The 20,422-nt window shown below is 55.4% G+C and carries 20 protein-coding genes and 1 pseudogene; 9 read left to right on the top strand and 12 right to left on the bottom strand.

The genetic code is table 11. The annotated features are described in order from the left end of the window. From ACHHTY_RS06295 to ACHHTY_RS06350, 12 genes and pseudogenes are all read right to left on the bottom strand, one after another. Window positions 1–193, bottom strand: a pseudogene (locus ACHHTY_RS06295) (GGDEF-domain containing protein); the annotation flags it as partial. Between the two features lie 502 nt (window positions 194–695). Next, on the bottom strand, window positions 696–1,649 hold the full coding sequence (locus ACHHTY_RS06300) for a DMT family transporter (protein WP_395493254.1): 954 nt from the start codon (window positions 1,647–1,649) through the stop codon (window positions 696–698). A gap of 311 nt (window positions 1,650–1,960) precedes the next feature. After that, window positions 1,961–2,878, bottom strand: a complete 918-nt coding sequence (locus ACHHTY_RS06305; RefSeq protein WP_395493255.1) for a nucleotidyl transferase AbiEii/AbiGii toxin family protein — start codon at window positions 2,876–2,878, stop codon at window positions 1,961–1,963. After that, entirely contained in the window at window positions 2,865–3,431 is a 567-nt protein-coding gene (gene abiEi / locus ACHHTY_RS06310) for a type IV toxin-antitoxin system AbiEi family antitoxin (RefSeq protein ID WP_395493256.1), read from the bottom strand. The genes ACHHTY_RS06305 and abiEi overlap by 14 nt, the downstream gene beginning before the upstream one ends. A 206-nt stretch (window positions 3,432–3,637) precedes the next feature. Continuing rightward, a complete protein-coding gene (locus ACHHTY_RS06315; protein ID WP_395493257.1) occupies window positions 3,638–4,666 on the bottom strand; it encodes an ABC transporter permease in 1,029 nt (342 codons plus the stop codon). Next, a complete protein-coding gene (locus ACHHTY_RS06320) occupies window positions 4,663–5,343 on the bottom strand; it encodes an ABC transporter ATP-binding protein (RefSeq protein WP_395493258.1) in 681 nt (226 codons plus the stop codon). The genes ACHHTY_RS06315 and ACHHTY_RS06320 overlap by 4 nt, the downstream gene beginning before the upstream one ends. A gap of 37 nt (window positions 5,344–5,380) precedes the next feature. Further along, a complete protein-coding gene (locus ACHHTY_RS06325) occupies window positions 5,381–5,671 on the bottom strand; it encodes a sll1863 family stress response protein (protein WP_395493259.1) in 291 nt (96 codons plus the stop codon). 66 nt (window positions 5,672–5,737) lie between these two features. After that, window positions 5,738–5,884, bottom strand: coding sequence for a lmo0937 family membrane protein (locus tag ACHHTY_RS06330; protein ID WP_395493260.1), 147 nt, complete (start codon window positions 5,882–5,884; stop codon window positions 5,738–5,740). A gap of 545 nt (window positions 5,885–6,429) precedes the next feature. Then, window positions 6,430–8,079 carry a sigma-54 interaction domain-containing protein gene (locus ACHHTY_RS06335; RefSeq protein ID WP_395493261.1) on the bottom strand — a complete coding sequence of 550 codons (1,650 nt, stop codon included), beginning with the start codon at window positions 8,077–8,079 and terminating at the stop codon, window positions 6,430–6,432. Between the two features lie 389 nt (window positions 8,080–8,468). After that, window positions 8,469–9,530, bottom strand: coding sequence for an OmpA family protein (locus ACHHTY_RS06340; protein ID WP_395493262.1), 1,062 nt, complete (start codon window positions 9,528–9,530; stop codon window positions 8,469–8,471). An 85-nt stretch (window positions 9,531–9,615) separates the two neighbouring features. Then, window positions 9,616–11,406 carry an Ig-like domain-containing protein gene (locus ACHHTY_RS06345; protein WP_395493263.1) on the bottom strand — a complete coding sequence of 597 codons (1,791 nt, stop codon included), beginning with the start codon at window positions 11,404–11,406 and terminating at the stop codon, window positions 9,616–9,618. A gap of 413 nt (window positions 11,407–11,819) precedes the next feature. After that, window positions 11,820–11,987, bottom strand: coding sequence for a DUF4372 domain-containing protein (locus tag ACHHTY_RS06350; protein WP_395493264.1), 168 nt, complete (start codon window positions 11,985–11,987; stop codon window positions 11,820–11,822). Window positions 11,988–12,138: 151 nt separating this feature from the next. Between ACHHTY_RS06350 and ACHHTY_RS06355 the strand changes: the two genes are divergently transcribed. The 9 genes from ACHHTY_RS06355 (at window position 12,139) to ACHHTY_RS06395 (ending at window position 20,306) form a co-directional block, all read left to right on the top strand. Next, entirely contained in the window at window positions 12,139–14,775 is a 2,637-nt protein-coding gene (locus ACHHTY_RS06355) for a chemotaxis protein CheB (RefSeq protein WP_395493265.1), read from the top strand. A gap of 93 nt (window positions 14,776–14,868) precedes the next feature. Then, entirely contained in the window at window positions 14,869–16,593 is a 1,725-nt protein-coding gene (locus tag ACHHTY_RS06360; RefSeq protein WP_395493266.1) for a sigma-54 interaction domain-containing protein, read from the top strand. Window positions 16,594–16,856: 263 nt separating this feature from the next. Next, window positions 16,857–17,036 (top strand): CsbD family protein, encoded by a 180-nt coding sequence (locus tag ACHHTY_RS06365; RefSeq protein WP_395493267.1) that lies wholly within the window; start codon window positions 16,857–16,859, stop codon window positions 17,034–17,036. 138 nt (window positions 17,037–17,174) lie between these two features. Further along, on the top strand, window positions 17,175–17,951 hold the full coding sequence (locus tag ACHHTY_RS06370; RefSeq protein ID WP_395493268.1) for a BON domain-containing protein: 777 nt from the start codon (window positions 17,175–17,177) through the stop codon (window positions 17,949–17,951). A 387-nt stretch (window positions 17,952–18,338) separates the two neighbouring features. After that, complete coding sequence (locus ACHHTY_RS06375) at window positions 18,339–18,977, top strand: DUF2959 family protein (RefSeq protein ID WP_395493269.1); 639 nt, start codon at window positions 18,339–18,341, stop codon at window positions 18,975–18,977. Between the two features lie 19 nt (window positions 18,978–18,996). Next, window positions 18,997–19,218, top strand: coding sequence for a DUF3185 domain-containing protein (locus ACHHTY_RS06380; protein ID WP_395493270.1), 222 nt, complete (start codon window positions 18,997–18,999; stop codon window positions 19,216–19,218). Between the two features lie 94 nt (window positions 19,219–19,312). Then, on the top strand, window positions 19,313–19,462 hold the full coding sequence (locus ACHHTY_RS06385) for a lmo0937 family membrane protein (protein ID WP_395493271.1): 150 nt from the start codon (window positions 19,313–19,315) through the stop codon (window positions 19,460–19,462). Between the two features lie 68 nt (window positions 19,463–19,530). Beyond that, complete coding sequence (locus ACHHTY_RS06390; protein ID WP_395493272.1) at window positions 19,531–19,851, top strand: putative quinol monooxygenase; 321 nt, start codon at window positions 19,531–19,533, stop codon at window positions 19,849–19,851. Window positions 19,852–19,991: 140 nt separating this feature from the next. Continuing rightward, window positions 19,992–20,306 (top strand): BON domain-containing protein, encoded by a 315-nt coding sequence (locus ACHHTY_RS06395; RefSeq protein WP_395493273.1) that lies wholly within the window; start codon window positions 19,992–19,994, stop codon window positions 20,304–20,306. The last annotated feature ends 116 nt before the right edge of the window (window positions 20,307–20,422 follow it).

A 20,422-nucleotide genomic window follows, 5' to 3' on the forward strand; every position in this document is an offset into this window, starting at 1 on the left:
CTAATTCAGCCGCCCGTTTTTCTTTCTCTTCATTTTGAAAAGCAAGTTCTTTGTTGGCAATGGCTAATTCAGCCGCCCGTTTTTCTTTCTCGTTGTTTTGAAAGGCAAGTTCTTTGTTGGCAATAGCTAATTCGGCCGCCCGTTTTTTTTTCTCTTCATTTTGATTGTGTAAGTCACTAGGATGCTTTGGCATAGTGGCGTCTCCTCCTCTCATTTCCACATATCCACCACATTGGCTTCATACATAAGTCAGTCCCATCTCTTTGCAAACCAGCAGCACATCTCGGAGCAGGTGGACGATCTCCCGGTCCAACAACGAAACAAAGACGGCGATGGTGGTGAAATAAGGTGCCGGACAGGATTTGGCGGGAGAAGTGGATGGGGACCAGCTTGGCTTGGGCGTAAGAGTAAGGTTTGGAGCGGGGCATGAGCAATATCCTTGTCCTGTGGTTAACCGGTCTACACCGGGTGGGATATTGCGGTCATTATATCGCCTTTTATATATAGAAATACAGTCAATACGCCAATGAGTTAAGTTTTTCTACAGGTACAACGCAGTGGTTCAGGTGCCGGCTGGCACGCGCATATGGTCTGGCGTCACCAGCAACCACTTGTTAGACGGCAGCTCCCTCTTCGGGAGACAGACGAAAATTCCCGGTAATCGTCATCGAGCAGGTGGGTTCCAGGTCCAAGCGCTACTCAGCAAGCGGTTTAGTCGTAAGAGGCTTGTATTGAGCGCTCGAGTATACGCTTAGCGCGGTAACTGTGACCAAAATCAGTCCCATCCCGAAAATCTGCAATAAAGCCAGGCTTTCATTTAAAACCACTACGCCGAATAGCGATGCGGTGACCGGCTCGACCATTGCCACAATTGACGCTACAGCCGGCGCGGTATGCTTCAGGCCGACGATATAGAAAATGAACGACAAGCCGGCGCCAACCACCCCCAACGCCACGAACAGTGGCCAACTCGGCGTTTTCAGCACTGCCACGGTCTGATCGGGATCGCCCAGCCAGAAGAGTAAGGCGGTGAGTACCGCGAACGCTATCACGAGAATCGCCTGCGGGCTGCCGTGCGGCGCCGCATACTTGAAACCGAAGATGAATACCGCATAGGACAGGCCGGAAAGCAGCCCGGCACCGGCGGCGATAGGCGTGACGTCACCCGCTCCAATCTCGTAAATACCGGTAAGCAGCACGACGCCAAGCAGTACCATGGCGATCGCGGCCCACTTGAACAGGGTGGGTCTTTCGAGCTTGAGCGTGAAGGACACGAGATAGACGAAGACCGGGGCGCAGTACATCAGGGTCACTGCAACCGCGACACTGCCCTCGGCGATGCTTACGAAATAAAATGCGAAGTTGCCGGCGACGCCCACACCGGCGATCGCCGACCAGAACCATAAGCGGCGACTTGCCAAACCGCTGCCGCGCGGGCGCAACGCCAGCCAGCCGAGAACGAAAAAAAACCCGATCGCGCCCCGGTAGAACGACACCACCACCGGATCCCAGCCCTGAGCCGTGAGAATGCCGCCGATCCCGCCTGATAGCCCCCAGCACAGGGCCGCAAGCACCACGAACGTCGTACTCAGACTCACCATTTTGTCTGATGAAATTAACCCCATCGGGGCAGGCGAGTCCCGTACCATTCCGCAAATCCTCTACCATTGGTTCCAAGTGAGTTCGGAACCGCAGACCTTTCCGGCAGGCAACATTTTTTGAGTTGCCTACGCAATAGGTCAACGATGCATATGCTGCTTAACGCTCGGAATCTGTTGCCCAAAAAGCCGCGAATGATCTTCCGGCTTCCACAAAATTGCGCCGGCATTTTTGTTTCAGCCTGAATTCTGACAACCTAGCAAAAACCCATCAAACGCGTTGGCAGGTAATGCAAAAACAATCGGTTACAGAGTGTGCCCAGTCGTCGTCGCGGCTTTTTGCGACGTCGACAATTCTGCGGTTATGTGAGTTTGTCTTTTCTCTTTGAAACCATATTCCTGCCTTGGGGCAAGGTTTCCAGCAGGGTGCGCGCCTGTCGGCATTCGTCGGCGATGGTGTCGAGCAGATAGGGCCAGAAATCTTCCCGGGCCACGGTCTGTTCGACAGTGGCGGCCGCCAGGAAGCGGGTCATTTCGTGGATAAAGTCCCGGCGGGGTTCGGGGCCGCCGGCCAACAGTTTTTGCCGCCGCTCCAGATATTTAAGAAAATCTTCCGGGGCCAGCCGGCGGTCGGCGATCTTGCGGGAGAGCAGGACGGCGGACAAGTTGATATTGTGGCGCTTGAGCCACCCAATATCCCACAGGTCGCGGTTCTTGACCCGGTTGGGACGCAGGGCCAGGGCAAGCAGCTTGTCTGCCAGAATTTCCTCGCGGCTCTCGGCCTGGAGAATCAGGCCGGAGGTGCCCATTTCCACGCCGTAATGGTTGCGCAGCATCAGCGGCCGGCGGTCATGACTCGGCACCGCGCAGATATCGATATTGATCCGCTGGGCCGGCATGGTGCGGCGGGTCGGGCGGGTGATGATGCGGATCTTCCAGGTATCGGTATTGCCCGTCTCGCGCACCGGCTCCATTACCTCTACCTCAAGACCATACTTGGCGCGCAGGCCGGTTTCCAGGGCCGCTTTCAGGCCGGCCATGCTCTCCCGGCGGAAGTCGCGGCCGCCGCTGAAGTCGAGATCTTCGCTGAGACGTTCGGCGCCGTAGCAGGCGCGCAGGCAGGTGCCGCCGATAAAGGTCAGGCCGGCGAGCAGACCGGCGTCGTTAAGCAAGCGCAGGATATCGTGGTGCAGCAGCTCCTTTTCCACTGCCGGCCGCAGCAAAGATAGTTCCGGACGGTTGCGGAGGGCTTCGGCCGCCAGTTGCTCAAGCAGATTCACGGGCAAGTTCCTCATCGATCAGGTCGAGATTGCGCCGGGTGGCCCGCATGTCCCGCAGGGCCAGGGACACCGAGGCCCGCCAGAGCCGGCAGCGGGGGTCGTAGGTCAGTTCATCTGCCAAGGCAGCCGGCTGCTGGCGGGTATGGACGAACTCGATGGTGCCGAAATGGCCGCAGCGCACGATGTTGCGACGGCCGGAACTCATCAGGGTGATCCAGTTGAGCGGAACCTGTGAGATCACCCCGGCATCGCTAAGGGCGGTCTCCAGGCTGATATAGTTGAAGGCATCGGCCCGCAGCCGGGCGGCGGCGTGGAACAGCAGCAGATCGCGAGGGTAATCAACCCGGGGGTAAAGATAGAGGCCTCGACAGATCCGCCGCAGCAGACCGCGCTTTTCGGCCCGGCTCAGCAGGGTTTTGAAGGCCCCGGCACTGATTTCCGGCAGGGCTCCGCGCAGATCGGCCAAGGTAAAGAGATAGTGCTCGGGACTGGCCAGTTCCTCGAGCACAGCGGCCAGACGACGACCGGGTTGGCGGTGGGCTGTCGGTGTCATGGTACAACAGGTTACATTTTGTGTAACTTATTGTCAACCTGCTGCCTGCTCATTGTCTCCATTTCACCTAGAGGTAAGTAATTTTTTGCCTTTTTCGTTTTTCAGGTCGCTCAACATTTGCAAAATGGGCTACCTCCCTCAACAAGCCGATCATATTCCGCCAGCGGCAGGAGAGATCGCTGCGTCTTTACCACCTTTTTCCGTTCCTACATCAGCCAGCGTTTTTTGAGCAACCGGCTGGAAAACAGCAGACAGAGGGTGCCGATCAAGACCAGGGAAAGCACTTCCAGGGGATAACTGGCTATTTTCCCGCCTTCCAGCAGAATTGCCCGTGTCGGCTCGTAAAACTGGTACGACGGCAACAGGGGGGCCAAAGTGCTGAGTTGCCGAGAAAAGTCGGCGAGGGCGGGCGGCAGCAGCATTGGCAGATAAACCATCACCCCCAAGGTTCGGGCGCTGGCCTGGGAGCGGCAGATAAAACCCAGGAAAATCCCCAAAGCCGTGAAGCAGAAGCTGCCGAGGCCGATAAATGCCGCATAACTGAAAATATTGGTCACGGCAAATTGCCCCAGCAGATGCAGAAAGATTATCGCCAGCAGGATCAAGATCATCCCCAAGCCCAGCTTGGCCAGCAGCCATTCCGCTTCATGCACCGGGGTTTGCAGCATTCCGAGCAGCAGTTTTTTCTCCTTTTCCTCCGCGATCTGGGCAGGGATTATGATGCAGCCGACCAACAAGACCAACATCAGAATCCAGGTGGGCAGGGTCTGTTGTTGCACCCCGCTGTCATGCAGTGGCCGGATAGCGGTTAGCCACCGGAGGCGATCCCCCTCCACCGCTGCTTCCAACCCCGAAATTCTTTCGACCAGAGCCAGGGTGACTTGGGAACCCTTGCTCAGAACCAAGAGCTCAACCCCCCCGGAAGATTCAGCCGAACCCAGCAAGACCCCGTCAATCTTTTTTGCCATTAACTGGCGCCGGCCTTCCTCTGCGTCGGCAAGTCGGGTTATCGTAAAAAGTTGCTCGGCGGCTTGCATGCTTTCAACTATCCGGTCAGGATAAATTACCGTATTAATGATTCCGATATTCAGCGGTGTCTGCCCGTTCCCTTCTTCGTCGACTAACTGCAGCGTAACAAAAACAAAGAGAGGAATAAAAAAAATCAGGTAGATGGACCGGTTCTTAAAGGCAATAGCCAGATCGTTGCAGGTCAGGATGATGATATTGCGCATCATGTGTAGAGATTTTCGTGAATTTGGCTTTGGAAATAATTATCCGGCGGGCCGTCAAAAATCAATTTGCCTTGGTGAAGCAGGAGAATACGGGTTGCCAGGCTCTTAATTTCTTCCGGCCGATGGGAGGTGAAAAGCAGAGTCTTGCCGGCGGCATGCTTTTTTTTCAACAAGCGATGGACCTCTTTGGTCATCTCGAAGTCCAGGCCCGAACTGGGCTCATCGAAAAGCAGTACCGGTGGGTCCGCCAACAATGAACGGCCGATACTAACTCTCTGCTTCAAGCCCTTGGACAGATCGCGTACCTTGCTGCGGCGATGGGGGAGCAGGTCAAACTCAACCAGGATATCCCCAACTCGGGTGGCAGGCAGGCTAAAGAGCCGGGCAAAGAGTTTGAGATTGTATTCTACCGAAAAAAAATCAAAGAGGTTGGGCACTTCCGCAACGAAACCAAGCTTTCTGACCAGCTCTGTCCGGTTATGCAGATCAAGGCCGGCAACCGAGACCTGGCCGCCATCGGCCACCAGCCAGTTGGCCAGTATTTTCAACAGGGTTGACTTACCGGCCCCATTATGGCCAACGATGGCTACGGACTCGCCCTCCGCGACCGAGAAGCTGGTGGGCTGCAACCCCCTGGCCCCCGGGTAGATTTTCCGCAGGTTATTGACTTGCAGCAACATCACCGGCCCCGCTTTTTTTTTGACCCCTGCGATTTATCTATCGTTTGAGCTTGGCGCTGATATCCCGCAGGCCGATCCTCAGCGTATCCCAGACGCCCTCGATTTCACCCTTAAGGTGCTCCCAGGCATCGTCGTGGGCCTCCTCCAGTTTTTGCAGTTTGGCCCGCATAAGCTCAACGTTTTCCTCGAGCTCAGCGACCTGTTTGGTGTATTTAATGCTGGCATCGGCGGCGTAGCCCTTGGTTTTGGCTTTAATCTCGGCCAGTTTGGCTTGGGCCAGCTCCACCTCAGCCTCCACCTTCTGTTGGTAGGCATCCTTAGCGCTCATCCGATCTCTCCCGTTTATTTCCGATTTCCCGTCCCTATCGCCATAAACCATGGCGTGAGCGGCAATCTACAATCGGCGCCCTTGAATTAACCGAACCAATATCACAATCACCGCGACAACCAGAAGGAGATGAATGAACCCGCCCATGGTGTTGGAAGTAATAAAGCCCAGAAGCCAAAGAACAATCAGAACGACGGCAATGATTTCAAGCATTACCGCATCCTCCCATCGTTTTGCCGACAGCCACCGGTTGTCAGATTAATCTAGTGAGCACAATCACCAGAATAACCACAACCAATACCGTAATTAATAATCCCATTTTGTTTCTCCTTTTTTGTCAAGTTAAGTTGCGCAGCTTGCCCGGTCTTCGTCGCGGCTATTGGCGACGTCGACAAATCACATAACAGCCAAGAGTAAATAGACCAAGGCCACCACGACCACAACACCGATAATGAACCCCATCACGAGCCTCCTTTTGGTTGTTTGCCGCTCTGTCCATCCCACAGCCAAGGAGCTGCCGGCACGATAAATCGCCCCATTTGGCGGCTGATCTACCTTTCACATAAAGCAGAATATGTGCCAACGGCTGGCAGACCGGGGAGCAAGGATGTATAACTTGAAAAAACAATGTGTTAGTCGATCAAGTCGGGTTGCGGGGAAGGCTTGGCAAGGGCGGGATTTGCCGAAATATCAGGATCGGCCTGAGATATCAGGTAACCGGCCGTAACTGATCACAAGGTTTGCTATGAAGTAAGCGTTCAATGTTTGGGGGCAGGAGGCTTGCGGCGATGGATGTTGAGTTTCTGCATTCTGGACTCCAGGGTCTTGGGGTTGATGCCCAAAGTCTCCGCCGCGCCACCCTTGCCGCTGACTCGCCAGCCGGTGCGGTCCAAGACCGCGACGATATGCTGTCTGTCCACCTCGTCCAAGGTCAGGGCAACTCCGGTCGGCTCAACATTGCCAAGGAACTTGGGCAGATCCAGCGTGAGCGCCTGACCGTCGGCCACGATCATCGCTCGCTCGATCACGTTGCGCAGCTCCCGGATATTGCCCGGCCAGGGATAGGCCTGGAGGGCCTCAAGGCATTGCCGCTGCATGGATTCTATCGGCTTGCCCATGGTTTTGCTGAACTGCTGAACAAAAGACCAGGCCAGGGCCGCGATATCCTCACGGCGCTCGCGCAAAGGCGGTACGGTAATGGGAAAGACATTCAAGCGATAGTACATGTCCGCGCGAAAGCCGCCGGCGGCGACCAGGGCGCCCAGATCACGGTTGGTGGCGGCAACAACGCGGACGTTTACCTTGATGCTGCGGGAATCCCCCAATCGTTCGAACTCCCCTGTCTCGAGAACGCGTAGCAGCTTGGCCTGGAGATCTTGAGGCAGGGTATCAATCTCGTCCAGGAAGATGGTGGAATCGTTGGCCATCTCAAAACGACCGATCCGCCGGGCTATGGCCCCGGTGAAAGCCCCTTTTTCATGGCCGAACAGTTCACTCTCAATCAGGGTCGGGGGCAGGGCTGAGCAATTGACGATAATCATCAGGCGCTCCCGGCGGCGGCTCTGATTATGAAGGGCATGAGCGATCAGTTCCTTACCGGTGCCGGTCTCGCCCTGGATCAATACCGTCGAATCCGTCGGCGCCACCTGACTCACCTGCTTGAGGACGGTTCTGATCGCCGTGCTGTCGCCCACCATATTCAGATTGGCATAGATCTGGCCTATCTCTTCCCGCAGGTAAGTATTCTCTGCCCGCAACTGCTCCTTGAGTTGCTTGATGATTTCAAGCGCCTCCCGCAGCGAATCGGCGGTCTGCTTGCGTTCTTCGATTTCCAGGGAAAGTTGCTCGTTGGTGCGGGTCAACTCGGCGGTCCGCTCATGAACCTTGTTGCCCATGATCTCTTGGGCAATTCGCATCGACTCCGCCAACTGGTGTTGGCTGGTACCGTCGGTGATGGCGACGAAAAAACCCCCGGCCGAATTTTCATCGGGTTGGATGAGAATACTTTGCAGCTGGCCGAAAATAACTTCTCCGGTCTTTGTCCGGAGGGGGATTTCGCAGCGTTGCACCTCCTGCTTTTGTAAAACCTGGCCGAGATGATTACGGAGGATATCCTTTCCTGTCGCGGTGGCAACAAAACCGGCCAACGATTTGTTGGTCACCTGCTGCCGGTTCAGCCCCAATAATTGCGCCCCGGCGAAATTAATCTCCCGGATAAGCCCGTCTGAATCGAGAGTAAAATAGCCCACAGGGGCAAAATCGTGGAGATTGGAGTACTTGTCCCGCGAGATTGCCAGCTTTTCCTGGGCTCGGCGCAGCTCGTCATTCTGCATCTTGAGCTCGATCTGATGGATTTCAAGTTCCTGCACCATCCTGAGCAGATCTTCCCGGGCCGGCAGGGTGCGCACCAGCTTACCTGCTTCACCCTGAAAGCTTTTTGGGGCCCGTTGTCTCAATTTCGCTGTGGCTGCCCGGCTATTTTGCGGTTTGTCCCCCATTACGACCTCCCTCCAGGCCGGATTGCGACGGAGATTTTTCGACATACTTTGTTTTAAGGAGGGGCTATTCCCCGGCTGCGGGGTCATGGGAAAAAAGGTCACCCCGATCAGCAACACCTATTCACTGCTATCTTCCCTCTAAAGAGTGTATAGGTGTTGCCTGGATAAAGCAATTTAATGTCCTCCTGTTGTCTCAAAAGGGGTTACGGGATCATCCAATCTTAATTATTCCGACGGCCAGCAAGCCCGCACAAAGTTTCATCGTCATGGTGCGTTGCGTTTTGGCCATGAACTTTCCTCTATTTAAAATCGATCTCAAAAATAACTCGCATGTTGCTCCTGGCCGCCTTTGAATAAAGATCCTGGGGAGTAGCCTCATGCATCGCCGGCCGGGTTTGCCCGTAGCCGACGGTGGAAAGCCGGTCCGCGGCTATTATTCCCTCCTTGATCAGATAGTTACGAACCGTGTTGGCCCTCCTTTCGCTCAGGCGCTGATTGTACTCTTCGGTACCGGCGGCCGAGGTGTAACCGGCAATGCGAATCTGGGCCTTGGGATTTTTTTGCAATACTTCGATGTTTCTTTTCAGGATAACCTGAGCTTCCGGCGTAAGAGTGGCCTGGTCGAAGTCGAAATGGATATCCTCAAGGGCCAGCACAACAACCTTTTCCTCGACAATAACCGCAGTCAGTTGCTCGACCTCCGGTTTCTCGGCCAAAACCACTACCACCGGCGCTTCCGGCTCGGGGGCCGTAAGTGCCCTGCTGACCGGCTCCGGCGCAGCTCTTTTCCCGCCGAAGGTATAAGTCAAGCCCATGGTGACCCCGGCATTATGGTAGGATTCCTGAAAAACTTCGGTAACGATATAATCTCTGAGATCCAGGCGAAAGGCGACCTTGTCGTTAACGGCATATTTCAAACCCGCACCGAAATTAATGGTCGCCATATCCCCGGTGGCAATTCGCGGGCTGTAATGGGCGCCGCCAAACCCGGCCAGGACAAAGGGGGTCAACCTTCTTTCCGGGGTGAAATGATAGAGCGCATTGAGGTGGTAGAAGGTGAGATCTACACGGTCCATGGGGCTGCGGTACTGACCCTCTTGCACTCCGGTTATGGTCGGGTCGTCAACCCGCGTCCGGATACGTTCGGCGCCGATTTCCAAGGCAAAATGCTCGGTAAAATTGTAGCCCAAACGAGCACCGAAGAGCGGCCGGTCTTTCAGGTTCTGGCCGGTTTCAAAGAAGTTGTAGCCGCCATAGAGCCCTAACTCGTAAGATTTTGCCCTGATTTCAGCGCCGGCGGCCATAGGGAAAAGAAGGCCCGCAATTCCGACCAGCAGCATCGTTCGATATATTTTTTTCATTGGTTCAGCTCCCCTGTTATTTTTGTAACTTTTTGCTAAGCAGGCAGGCTTGGCGTCTCCGCCCTGCCTGCCTGCTATTAACCTGCTACTGGCAAGTGGAAGGCGCGTTAGTATCCCCCGGCACCGAGACGACGTTGGAGTCGAAGACAAACGCTCCATCGGTAAAGGCCCCGGCAAACAAGCGGCCGCAGGAGGTGGCTTGGGTGTTCATGGTGACACTGGCATAGGCCAGGACATTGCCCTGCCAGATCGTGTTGGTGCCAAGGGTGGCGGAGGAGCCGACCTGCCACCAGACATTGGAGGCCTTGGCCTCACCCACCAGAAGGATCCGCGCATTGGGAGCGGTGCCGATGGTGGAGGCCGACTGGAAGACAAAGGAGGCATCGGGGTCGCCCTGGGCGTCCAGGGTGAGGTCGCCGGTGATCAGGATTGAGGTGTTGGAGGTATAAACCCCGGGATAAAAGAGGTTATCTCCCTCCACGAGAGCATTCCCCACCGGTGCTCCCAAGGTTTCGCCGGCGGCGATCGAGGTCCCCCCCGGCATATTGGCGGGGGTGAGGGCAAGATAGGCGGCCCGCAGATCATCGGTGACCGCCTGGGCGGTGGTGGTGTCCGGATATTGGGTGGTAACCACCTCGCCGCTGATGGTGGGAGCGGCTCCGCCGCAAAGGCCGAAACCGCCGGTGTGATCAACCTCGACCGCGTTACAGGTGGCGTTGGGATTCAGGACCGCGTCACCGTGGATATCGGTTATGGGCTCGGTGAGGGTGTTGGTTACTCCGGCGGTGGCAGCAATCCCGAAAGTCGAGGCCAAGCCAAGATTAACGGCCGCGGGCGGCAAAACCTCGCTGGCGGTGGTAAAGCTCCAGACATAGTCGCTGGCCTCACCCGATAACCCCGTATTGCCTTCCAGTTGGTTGCCGGCCAGGTCGGTTGCTCCGGTGGTGATGGTTGCTGTATAGGGGGTGTCGGGAGCAAAATCGTTCAAAGGGGCAAAGGTTGCGATTTTGGTTAAAGGAGCATAGGAGACCGTTCCTCCAGGTATGGGGAAACCGGCCCCGGTAACCGTGAAGGTCGCGGTGGTCAGAGTCAGAGGGTCCATCGCCTCGCTGAAGGTGGCGTAAACCCGGTTGTTGAGGGCCACTCCGGTGGCAAGATCGGCCGGCTCTACCAAAGTTACGGTAGGCCTGGTGGTATCCAGCTCCACCCCGGTGGTAAAGCTCCAGACATGATCGGCGGCCAGGGCGTTGCCGGCCAGATCTTCGGCCCCGGTGGTCACCGTGGCGGTGTAGGTGGTAAAAAAGTCGAGAACGCTGTCGGGCGTGAAAACCCCGGTTACTCCGGAATAGACCAAGGTGCCGGGCACGGCGTTGGTTCCCTGCATCAGGGTAAAGGTGCTGGTGGTGATGGTCAGGGGGTCCATCGCCTCGCTGAAGGTGGCGCTGACCTTGGTGTTGATCGTCACCCCGCTGTCACCATCGCCGGGCACGGTGAGGATCACCGTGGGAGCAGTGGTATCCAGGGCCGCACCAGTGGTAAAGCTCCAGACAAAATCTTCGGCCAGAGCGGTGCCGGCCAGATCCCTGGCCCCGGTGGTCACCGTGGCGGTGTAGGTGGTGTTGGCGGCAAGATTGGCGGCCGGGGTAAAAACTGCGGTTACACCGGTGTAAGCCACCGTCCCCGCCACAACCGTTGTCCCTTGTCTCACGCTAAAGGTTTCGGAGTTGATGGTTGCGGGCGCCATCTGTTTGCTGAAGGTGGCGCTGACCTTGATGTTGAGCGCAACCCCGCTGTTACCATGGCCGGGCACCGTGAGGGTCACCGTGGGCGGTTCCTGCCCTTCCCCCTCTTCCCCGATCCAGTGGTTGGTTTCCAATCCACCACTGCAACTGGTAATCAGAAAAACACTGCAAATTAAAACGAACATCAAATAAAATTGTCGATAATTAAAATTTTCCATTTGCTATCCTCCTTGCTGACAGGCTTCAGATTGAAACTACACCTTGATACTACACAATATGGCATAATGTATTGATCAACCCTCCTCTCTATGTTTACAGATCAATTGACCATCATTATTGAAGACGGAAAGAAAGCTGGAAAATTAATGAAGAATATCTGCAATTAACACACAATTTGTGTCAGCAGAATTCATGCCAGGAATTTCAATTGGGGAGATATTAGAGCTACTAGCCTGAAAACTCGCGGAAACTTTTTTGGCAAAATGGGGGGGAGGGTGAGCATGTCTTGGGGAAGGGATGTCTGAAATATCCGGAATCTCCTGGTATTTCAGGAATTTCCGGATGGTGATCCTGGCCATAAACTGGAGGCCCAGCGACTGAAGGTGCGAAATTTCTGGCCCCGGTGGTGTTTATTGACCAGTGAGTCAAATTCATGTCTCGGCAGAAATGCAGCAATGTGCCAGGAGATTGTGCTATGATGGAACAAGGCTCGCATCCCCTTATGTTGAAAAGTATTTTGGCAAATTGCTTATGCTGACAAAGCGTCAGTTCGACGCTTCGCCTCGAGGCCCACCCTGCTTGATTGAAAGCCGGCGCCTGGGCGACAAACCATGCAGATACTTAATTAAAACCCGATAAATCTCGTCATGAAGAAACGACTGAAAAAACCGGCCAAAAGCACTGAACAAACCAGGCTTGCCGTGGAAGACGCCCCGGTGGCGCAAGAAAGTTCCTTGTTTCCCATCGTCGGCCTCGGCGCTTCCGCCGGCGGGCTGGAGGCAATGTTGCAGTTTCTGCGGCATGGCCCGGAAAACAGCGGCATGGCCTTTGTCGTCGTCCAGCATCTCGACCCAAACCACAAAGGGCTCTTGCCTGAACTCCTTCAGCGCGCCACCGGCATGGAAGTTTTACAGGTTAGGGACCGGATGGAGGTCAAGCCAAACTGCGTCTATGTGATCCCCCCCAACAAGGACATGTCAATTCTGCATGGCAAGCTGCATCTGTTCGCGCCGACAGCGCCCCGCGGCCTGCGGCTGCCCATAGATTTTTTCCTCCGCTCCCTGGCCGAGGACCGGCGGGAGCAAAGCATCGGGGTCATCCTTTCCGGCATGGGCTCGGACGGCACCATGGGCCTGCGGGCAATCAAGGAGAAGGCTGGCGTGGCGCTGGTGCAGGAGCCCTCCTCGGCCAAGTTCGACAGCATGCCCCGCAGCGCCATCGATGCCGGCCTGGCCGACCTGGTTGCCCCGGCGGAAGAGCTGCCCGGCAAGATCATCGGCTATCTGCGTCATGCCCGTATTATCAAGACCGCTACCCCCCTGGAGGTGAAAGAGCGGAGCGCCCTGGAGAAGGTTGTCATCCTGTTGCGCGCCAAAACCGGCCACGACTTTTCGATGTATAAGAAGACCACCATCTATCGCCGGATCGAGCGGCGCATGGGCATCCACCAGATCGACCGGATCGCCGCCTACGTCCGCTACTTGCAGGAAAATCCCCAGGAGGTGGAACTTCTTTTCAAGGAACTGTTGATCGGCGTGACCAGTTTTTTTCGCGATCCGGCGGCCTGGGAGCAACTCCGGGAAAAAGCCATCCCGGCACTCCTGGAGGGCCACCCAACCGGCCGGTTGCTACGGGCCTGGTCGGCCGGCTGTTCGACCGGGGAGGAGGTCTATTCGCTGGCCATAGTCCTTAAGGAAGCACTGAGCCAAATCAAGCCCAAAGCCGGTTACACTATCCAGATTTTCGCCACCGACCTCGACCGGGATGCCATCGACAAAGCTCGTCATGGCTTCTATCCGGACAACATCGCCGCGGATGTCTCAGTCGAACGCCTTGATCGGTTTTTCATCCCCGAAGAAAACGGCTACCGGATCGGCAAGGAAATCCGGGATATGGTGACCTTCGCCACGCAGAACGTCATCATGGACCCACCCTTCACCAAACTGGATATCCTCGTCTGCCGCAACCTGTTGATCTACTTGACCCCGGAACTTCAGAAGAAACTGCTGCCGCTTTTTCACTACAGTCTTAATCCCAGTGGGATACTTTTTCTGGGGAGCGCGGAGACGGTCAGCTCCCACACCAATCTGTTCGCGCCCCTGAACCTCAAGTCACGGCTCTTCCGGCGGCGCGAATCGGTCCCGCCGATCACCCCAGTCGAGTTTCCCGCCTCGTTTGTCCCCGCCCAACCTGAACTGCCCAAGGAGCAGACGATTTTGAAATCCACCGCCAATCTCCAGTCCCTCTCGGACCAGGTGCTGTTGCAGCACTTTGGCCCACCCGCCGTGCTGGTCAACGAGCAGGGCGACATCATCTACATCAGCGGACGAACCGGCAAATACCTGGAGCCGGCGGCCGGCAAGGCCAACTGGAATATTTTCGCCATGGCCCGTGACGGGCTCCGGTTCGAGCTGGGGATCGCCTTCCAAAAGGCTTTCCGGCAGAAAGAAGCGATCACCGTCAAGGGGCTCAGGGTCGGCGGCGAGGGCGGCATTTCGCACGTCGATCTCACCGTCCTGGCGATTAAGGAGCCGGATGCGTTGCGGGACATGGCGATGATCGTATTCAACGACGTGCCGGCCCCCGTGGCAAAGAAAGCGCCCGGACGCTCCCGTACCGCGGCTGCCAACAACGCCAGGGTGATCGAACTGGAGGATAAACTCCAACAAATGCATGAGGAAACGCGCATGCTCCAGGAGGAAATGCAATCCTCGCAGGAAGAACTTAAATCGACCAACGAGGAGTTGCAGTCCACCAACGAGGAGCTGCAGTCCACCAACGAGGAACTGACCACCTCACGGGAGGAGTTGCAGTCCCTGAACGAAGAGCTGCAAACCGTGAACGCCGAGCAACAGTCCAAAATGGAAGAGCTGGCGGGAATCAATGACGACATGCGCAACCTGCTCAACAGCACGGAAATCGTCACCGTGTTTCTAGACAACGAGCTTCGCATCAAGCGCTTTACCCCCGGAGCGGACAAACTATTCAAGCTGATCCCCGGCGATGTCGGGCGGCCGCTTACCGACATCGTCAACGAGCTGTTTTATCCCGGGATGAGCGACGATGTGCAGGAGGTGCTGCGGACGCTGACCTTTTCGGAAAAGCAGATCGCCGCCACCAACGAACGCTGGTTTACAGTGCGCATCATGCCATACCGTACTGTTGAGGACGTCATCTCTGGGGTGGTGATCACCTTCGCCGACATCACCGCCGCCAAGCAGTTGGAAGCGGAACTGCGCGAGGAGATCGCCAGACTCAAGGCACAACTCAGGGCCAGGAGTTAGCTGAGCGGACAATCAGCAACCGCGGGAAGACGTCGCTGGCGAAATTATTTGCATTACGCATGCAGTTGAAAGGGTTTAAGGCGGAGGTTGATCATGGGAATCGACAAAGGTAAGCCCAGGCAGACCGCAGCCGGCAAACTGCACCGCCAGAAGGCCGAGCAACCGCAGGCGCCGGTGGGGGGAGGAATCCACCAGGCCCGAACCGAGCCGGAGGCACAGCGACTCCTGCATGAACTCACGGTCCACCAGATCGAGCTGGAGATGCAGAATGCCGAATTGCGCAACACCAGGGAGGAGCTTGAATTATCGCGGAACAGGTATGCCGAACTCTATGACTTTGCCCCTGTGGGCTATTTCACCATTGATGCGGGCGGATTGATCCGCGAGGTGAACCTTGCCGGGGCGCAGCTTCTGGGGATCGAGAGGCAACGGTTGGTCAAAATGCCTTTTAGCGATTTGCTTAGCAATGCTGCCAGCCGGGAGATTTTTTCCAGACACCGCGACGCCGTTTCACATAACCAAGGCATGCAGAAATGTGAAATCGACCTTAAGAGAAAAGACGGCACGACGCTGCCTGTTGAGCTGCAGAGCATCATGGTGAAAAATATCGGCGACAAGGTCGACTATATCCATACCACGGTCCTCGACGTCAGCGACCGCCGGCGGGCGGAAGACGCACTGCAAAAAGCCTATGGCACCCTGGAGCAGATGGTAGAAAAACGAACCCAGGCGCTGGTCAGCGCAAACGAACAGCTTCTGCTGGAAGTCGAGGAACGCAAGGCCGCCGAAGCCTCGCTGCGTAAAGCAAACGCAGAAATCAAGCTGTTGTCGGACCGGCTGCAGGTGGAGAATATCCAAATTCAGAAGGAGCTCTCCCGGGGGTACGACTTCGGTGATATCCTCGGAAAAAGCGACGCTATCTCGTATGTCTTCTTCCGGGTCGAGCAGGTGGCCCCGCAGGAGGCAACAGTTCTTCTCCTCGGTGAGACCGGCACCGGCAAGGGTTTGATCGCCCGGGCCATCCACAGCCGTAGCGTGCGCAAGAACCGGCCGATGATCACCGTAAACTGCGCAGCGCTACCGGAGAACCTGATCGAAAGCGAACTCTTCGGGAGGGAAAAAGGGGCGTTCACCGGCGCCAATGCGCTGCAGATGGGGCGCTTCGAACTGGCCAATGGCGGCACCATATTCCTCGACGAAATCGGCGAAATGCCGTTGCCGCTGCAGTGCAAGCTGCTGCGGGTCATTCAGGACGGCGAGTTCGAGCGCCTGGGCAGCCCCCACACCATCAAGGTCAATGTCCGGATCATCGCCGCCAGCAACCGCAAGCTGGAGGAAGAGATCCGCGCCGGCCGCTTCCGGGAGGACCTGTTCTACCGGCTCAACGTTTTCCCCATCACCATTCCGCCCCTGCGGCAGCGCAAGGATGACATCCCCATCCTCGTCCAGTATTTCGTCGCCAAGTACAACAAGAAAATCGGCAAGGAGATCGATGCCGTTTCGCAGAAAACCATGAACGCCCTGCAGGAATACCAATGGCCCGGCAACGTGCGGGAGCTGGAAAATGTCATCGAGCGGGCGGTCATCACCAGTCATGGATCTGAACTCCAGGTGTTGGACCGCTTCGATACGTTTCGGGAGCCGGGGGGAGAAAACGAGGTCCACGCCCTCGCCGACCTGGAACGCGACCATATTTTAAAGGTGCTGCAGAAAACCGGTTGGCGCATCGAGGGGAAAAAAGGGGCGGCGATTATTCTAGGCCTCAATCCCAGCACGCTTCGGGCCCGCATGCGGAAATACGGCCTCCACCATCCATAAAGGAAAAGCTACCTTCACTCTGGCCGCCATATATGACAGTAATGTCAAGTATGGCGGATACCCCTGACGGATTCTCTCCCCCCCTGCCCGTGCGCATTCATTTTTACCTCATATAACCAGCATTTTGCTCCCAAATAATTCACAGCTTGTCGCCGGCACGCTAATTGCTATTGTCCTTATAAGCGGGAAATGAGTACGGCCCTGTTCATTTCAACCATTTTATCAGGCAAGCAGTTACCCAGGAACACCAACGGGAGGACATCATGAAATCGAGCACCGGAGACAAAGCGGAAGGCAAGCTGCACGAGGCAAAAGGCAAGGTCAAGGAAACGGCCGGAAAACTAACCGGCAACAAGAAGTTGGAAGCGGAAGGCACCGGCGAAAAGCTGGCCGGCAAGGTTCATGAAAAAATCGGCAAGATCAAGGAGGTATTGGGCGACTGATGGGCGCGTCTTAATGATGCCACGGCCTACCCTCGGCTTCCGCCTGCGACTGCATGCGGCGCCACTGCCAGAACTCCGTAACTCATAGGGTCTTCGGAGTAAAAATGTCGAAAAATACCAGTACAAGGAGAAGATCGGATGAAAGTAATATTTTCCATAGCCCTAATGTTGGCAGCGGTAGCAGTTCTGTCGTTCAGCGTACCGGCGCAAGCCTCCGGCCAGGACGACCAGATCGAATCGTCAGCCAAGCAGTCGTATGTGTTCAAGAACTACCTCAAGGACGATGAAATCAAGATCAAGTCCAAGGACGGCGTCGTCAGCTTGACGGGAACCGTATCCGAAGAATCCCACAAATTATTGGCCGCTGAAACCGTGGCGAGTTTGCCCGGCGTCAAGAGTGTTGACAACAAGCTGGAAGTCAAAGAAGAGAAACACGATGAGATGTCAGATGCATGGATCATGACGAAAGTCAAAACCACTCTTTTGTTCCATCGCAACGTGAGCGGCTTTAAAACCGAGGTTGACGTCAAAGACGGCATCGTAACCTTGCGCGGCGAGGCTGACAATCAGGCCCAAAAAGACCTGGCGACAGAATATGTCAAGGATATCGAAGGGGTCAAGGACGTAAAAAATGAAATGGCCGTGGCCAAGCCCGCGAAAGAAAGTTCTAAAGGAACCAAGGATATCCGTACGATAGGAGACAAGATCGATGACGCCTCCATCACCGCCATGGTCAAGACGACGTTGCTCTATCACCGTTCGACCAGCGGCCTTCAGACCAAGGTCGAAACTAAGAATGGCGTGGTTACATTGAGCGGCAAGGCCAAAAACGCCGCCGAAAAGGACCTGGCCACCAAGCTCGCCAAGGACGTGAAAGGCGTCGAGGATGTAAACAACCGGATGACAATCGAGTAATTCGAGTCAAATACTAAAGAAAATGAATGACCGCTGCCGGCTGTTATGATGATTTAACAGCCGGCAGCGAGCATAGCAGGAGAAAATCCAGGCTTGTGATTGGATGCCCCACCTCTTTTCTGTCATATATGACAGATATATCAAATATGACGGACTCCATTATCAGCTTTTCCTCCCAACCACCCGCCTTCTTTCCCCTTTGTCCTTTGTGATCAGCATCTTACCTGCTCCGTATCGGCTGGTTTTAGCTGGCACGCTAGTTGCAAATATCATTAACACAACGGCACATATGCCCGTCGTGCATTCTGCCAAAGTGGCGTCAGTTTTCTCCAGGAGATTGTCTGTGGAAAAACGGCAAAGTTACCTCCTCTTAACATAGGAAAATTTATGAAATCAAGATTTACAAAGGCCGTTCTTCCCCTCTTGGTGCTTTTCGGTGCAATCATTTATCTGCCCGGCTGCGCAACAATCGGAATGGATCGGGCGACAAAAACCACCGACACCATGCAGGCGCTGGAGAACGACTACCGGCAAGCCGGCTTGCAGATCGATGCCACCAACGCATCTCTGGCAAGTCTGGTAATGCCGGCTCAGAAAGACACCCGAAAAGCCTACAAGGCTTACTCCAAAGAGGTCAAGAAGATGGAGGCCTTGGGCAGCCGCTTGAACCAGCACGCCGATGAGATGCAGAGCCAGCGCGACACCTTTTTCGAAAAATGGGAAACTTCATACGCCAGCGCCGAGATCCAGGAACTCAGCGAACAGCGTCGCGTGGATATGCGGGCAGCCTACGCGAAAATTCCCGAAGCCAGCATCGGGGTAAAAGGCGCTCTCCAGGCATATTTGAATGATACCAGGGAAATACAAAGGTATCTCTCCAACGACCTGACCCCTCAGGGGATTGAATCCATCAGGCCGGTCGCCCATAGGGCCGTTATGGATGGCAAGCGTGTACAGGAATCGATCAAGCCCCTGCTGACCGCCATTAACCAGGTCAAATCAGGAATGGTCCAAGGCAATAAATAACGACGAGGAGGTGAATTAAATGAAAACAAACATGTTATTAGGGATCATCCTCATTGCCATAGGGGTCGTTGCTTTTGCCTATCAGGGCATTAGCTACACGACCAAAGAGAAAGTTGTCGATCTCGGACCACTGCAAATGACGGCGGAGCGGACGAGAACGCTGCCGCTGCCCCCGATTGTGGGAGCTCTCGCGCTCGTAGGCGGCATTATGCTGCTGGTTGTGGGCAGCAAAAAAAGTTGAGAAACAGGCAATAACAACATAATTGCTTGCCCACTGCTCGCCGGTTTTACACAATAGTCGACAGTGGTGATAAGCAACCAAAAAGGAGGTTATCATGTTGTGGACAATTGCAATAATCCTAATCGTTCTGTGGGCGCTGGGGCTGGTGAGCGGTTACACCATGGGAAGCTTTATACACGTTCTGTTGGTTATTGCCGTTATCGTTGTGCTGCTCAATCTCATCCAAGGAAGAGGCAGGCTATAGGCTGAACGAACATTGGGAAGTGAGGAAATTTTTGAGTTGAGCATGCTATGAACAGCCAAGGTGAGACCATGATGGATGCCTCAATCAAGCTGACGGCGCCACCCGCCAAGCGTAAAGAGATACTGCAAGCCGTTAAAGCGATACTTGGGCCGATCAGGCTCGAGCAGGGCTGCATTGACTGCCATTGTTACGTCGATATTGAGGCGGAAAACTCAATCTACATCAAAGAGGAATGGGAATCCCGCGACGATCTGGACGCGCATGTGCGATCCGTTCATTTCGGCATTCTGCTCGGCGCAATGAAGTTGCTCACCGAAGAACCGGAAATCAGATTCAACTCCATCATCTCTACAACTGGTATGGAGGAGCTGAAAAAGCTGCAAGTTTGATGGTACCAGCTGCTGATCATGGCCGCTGTAGCAGGATATATCCGGCGTTCCCGAATAATGGCTCTGAGAGAGCAACTCCGAACGACAACGGGACCTCCCGAAGAGCTGCCGATCAACCCAACAACAAAGGAGAAAACATTATGTTGAAACTGCATTGGATTATGAAGAGCCTGGCTCTGTTGGTGTTGATGATCGCTTTCCTTGGCTGTGCTTCCACTCAAAAGCAGTCAAGTCCCGGCGAGTTTATCGATGACAGCGTTATTACCACCAAAGTCAAGGCCGCCATTTTTGAAGAACCGACTCTGAAAACACTGCAGATCAGCGTTGAGACCTTCAAAGGGGAAGTTCAGTTGAGCGGCTTTGTCGATTCGGCGCAGAACGTCAAGAAGGCCGGCGAGGTGGCCCGTGGCGTTGCCGGGGTTAAGAGTGTGAAAAACGACCTGATTGTAAGATAGTCGATCCCCCCTTCCCTTCCCTCCTGGAGGGAGGGGGGAGCACCACGACGAAGTGGCCAACGGCAAGGTGTTCGTTCCGCTGTAAATCAACCAGAATGATCCAAAGGCTGGTCCAC

The sequence above is a fragment of the Desulfurivibrio nitratireducens genome, assembly GCF_044068515.1.
Lineage (GTDB): Bacteria > Desulfobacterota > Desulfobulbia > Desulfobulbales > Desulfurivibrionaceae > Desulfurivibrio.

What these genes read in the sequence shown, in the direction of transcription:
- ACHHTY_RS06315 (WP_395493257.1), bottom strand. Translation starts at nt 4,666, where the DNA reads ATGATGCGCAATATCATCATCCTGACCTGCAACGATCTGGCTATTGCC.
- ACHHTY_RS06370 (WP_395493268.1), top strand. Translation starts at nt 17,175, where the DNA reads ATGAAAGTAATATTTTCCATAGCCCTAATGTTGGCAGCGGTAGCAGTT.
- ACHHTY_RS06395 (WP_395493273.1), top strand. Translation starts at nt 19,992, where the DNA reads ATGTTGAAACTGCATTGGATTATGAAGAGCCTGGCTCTGTTGGTGTTG.
- ACHHTY_RS06355 (WP_395493265.1), top strand. Translation starts at nt 12,139, where the DNA reads ATGAAGAAACGACTGAAAAAACCGGCCAAAAGCACTGAACAAACCAGG.
- ACHHTY_RS06365 (WP_395493267.1), top strand. Translation starts at nt 16,857, where the DNA reads ATGAAATCGAGCACCGGAGACAAAGCGGAAGGCAAGCTGCACGAGGCA.
- ACHHTY_RS06325 (WP_395493259.1), bottom strand. Translation starts at nt 5,671, where the DNA reads ATGAGCGCTAAGGATGCCTACCAACAGAAGGTGGAGGCTGAGGTGGAG.
- ACHHTY_RS06330 (WP_395493260.1), bottom strand. Translation starts at nt 5,884, where the DNA reads ATGCTTGAAATCATTGCCGTCGTTCTGATTGTTCTTTGGCTTCTGGGC.
- abiEi (WP_395493256.1), bottom strand. Translation starts at nt 3,431, where the DNA reads ATGACACCGACAGCCCACCGCCAACCCGGTCGTCGTCTGGCCGCTGTG.
- ACHHTY_RS06340 (WP_395493262.1), bottom strand. Translation starts at nt 9,530, where the DNA reads ATGAAAAAAATATATCGAACGATGCTGCTGGTCGGAATTGCGGGCCTT.
- ACHHTY_RS06360 (WP_395493266.1), top strand. Translation starts at nt 14,869, where the DNA reads ATGGGAATCGACAAAGGTAAGCCCAGGCAGACCGCAGCCGGCAAACTG.
- ACHHTY_RS06380 (WP_395493270.1), top strand. Translation starts at nt 18,997, where the DNA reads ATGAAAACAAACATGTTATTAGGGATCATCCTCATTGCCATAGGGGTC.
- ACHHTY_RS06350 (WP_395493264.1), bottom strand. Translation starts at nt 11,987, where the DNA reads ATGCGAGCCTTGTTCCATCATAGCACAATCTCCTGGCACATTGCTGCA.
- ACHHTY_RS06300 (WP_395493254.1), bottom strand. Translation starts at nt 1,649, where the DNA reads ATGGTACGGGACTCGCCTGCCCCGATGGGGTTAATTTCATCAGACAAA.
- ACHHTY_RS06320 (WP_395493258.1), bottom strand. Translation starts at nt 5,343, where the DNA reads ATGTTGCTGCAAGTCAATAACCTGCGGAAAATCTACCCGGGGGCCAGG.
- ACHHTY_RS06390 (WP_395493272.1), top strand. Translation starts at nt 19,531, where the DNA reads ATGATGGATGCCTCAATCAAGCTGACGGCGCCACCCGCCAAGCGTAAA.
- ACHHTY_RS06375 (WP_395493269.1), top strand. Translation starts at nt 18,339, where the DNA reads ATGAAATCAAGATTTACAAAGGCCGTTCTTCCCCTCTTGGTGCTTTTC.
- ACHHTY_RS06385 (WP_395493271.1), top strand. Translation starts at nt 19,313, where the DNA reads ATGTTGTGGACAATTGCAATAATCCTAATCGTTCTGTGGGCGCTGGGG.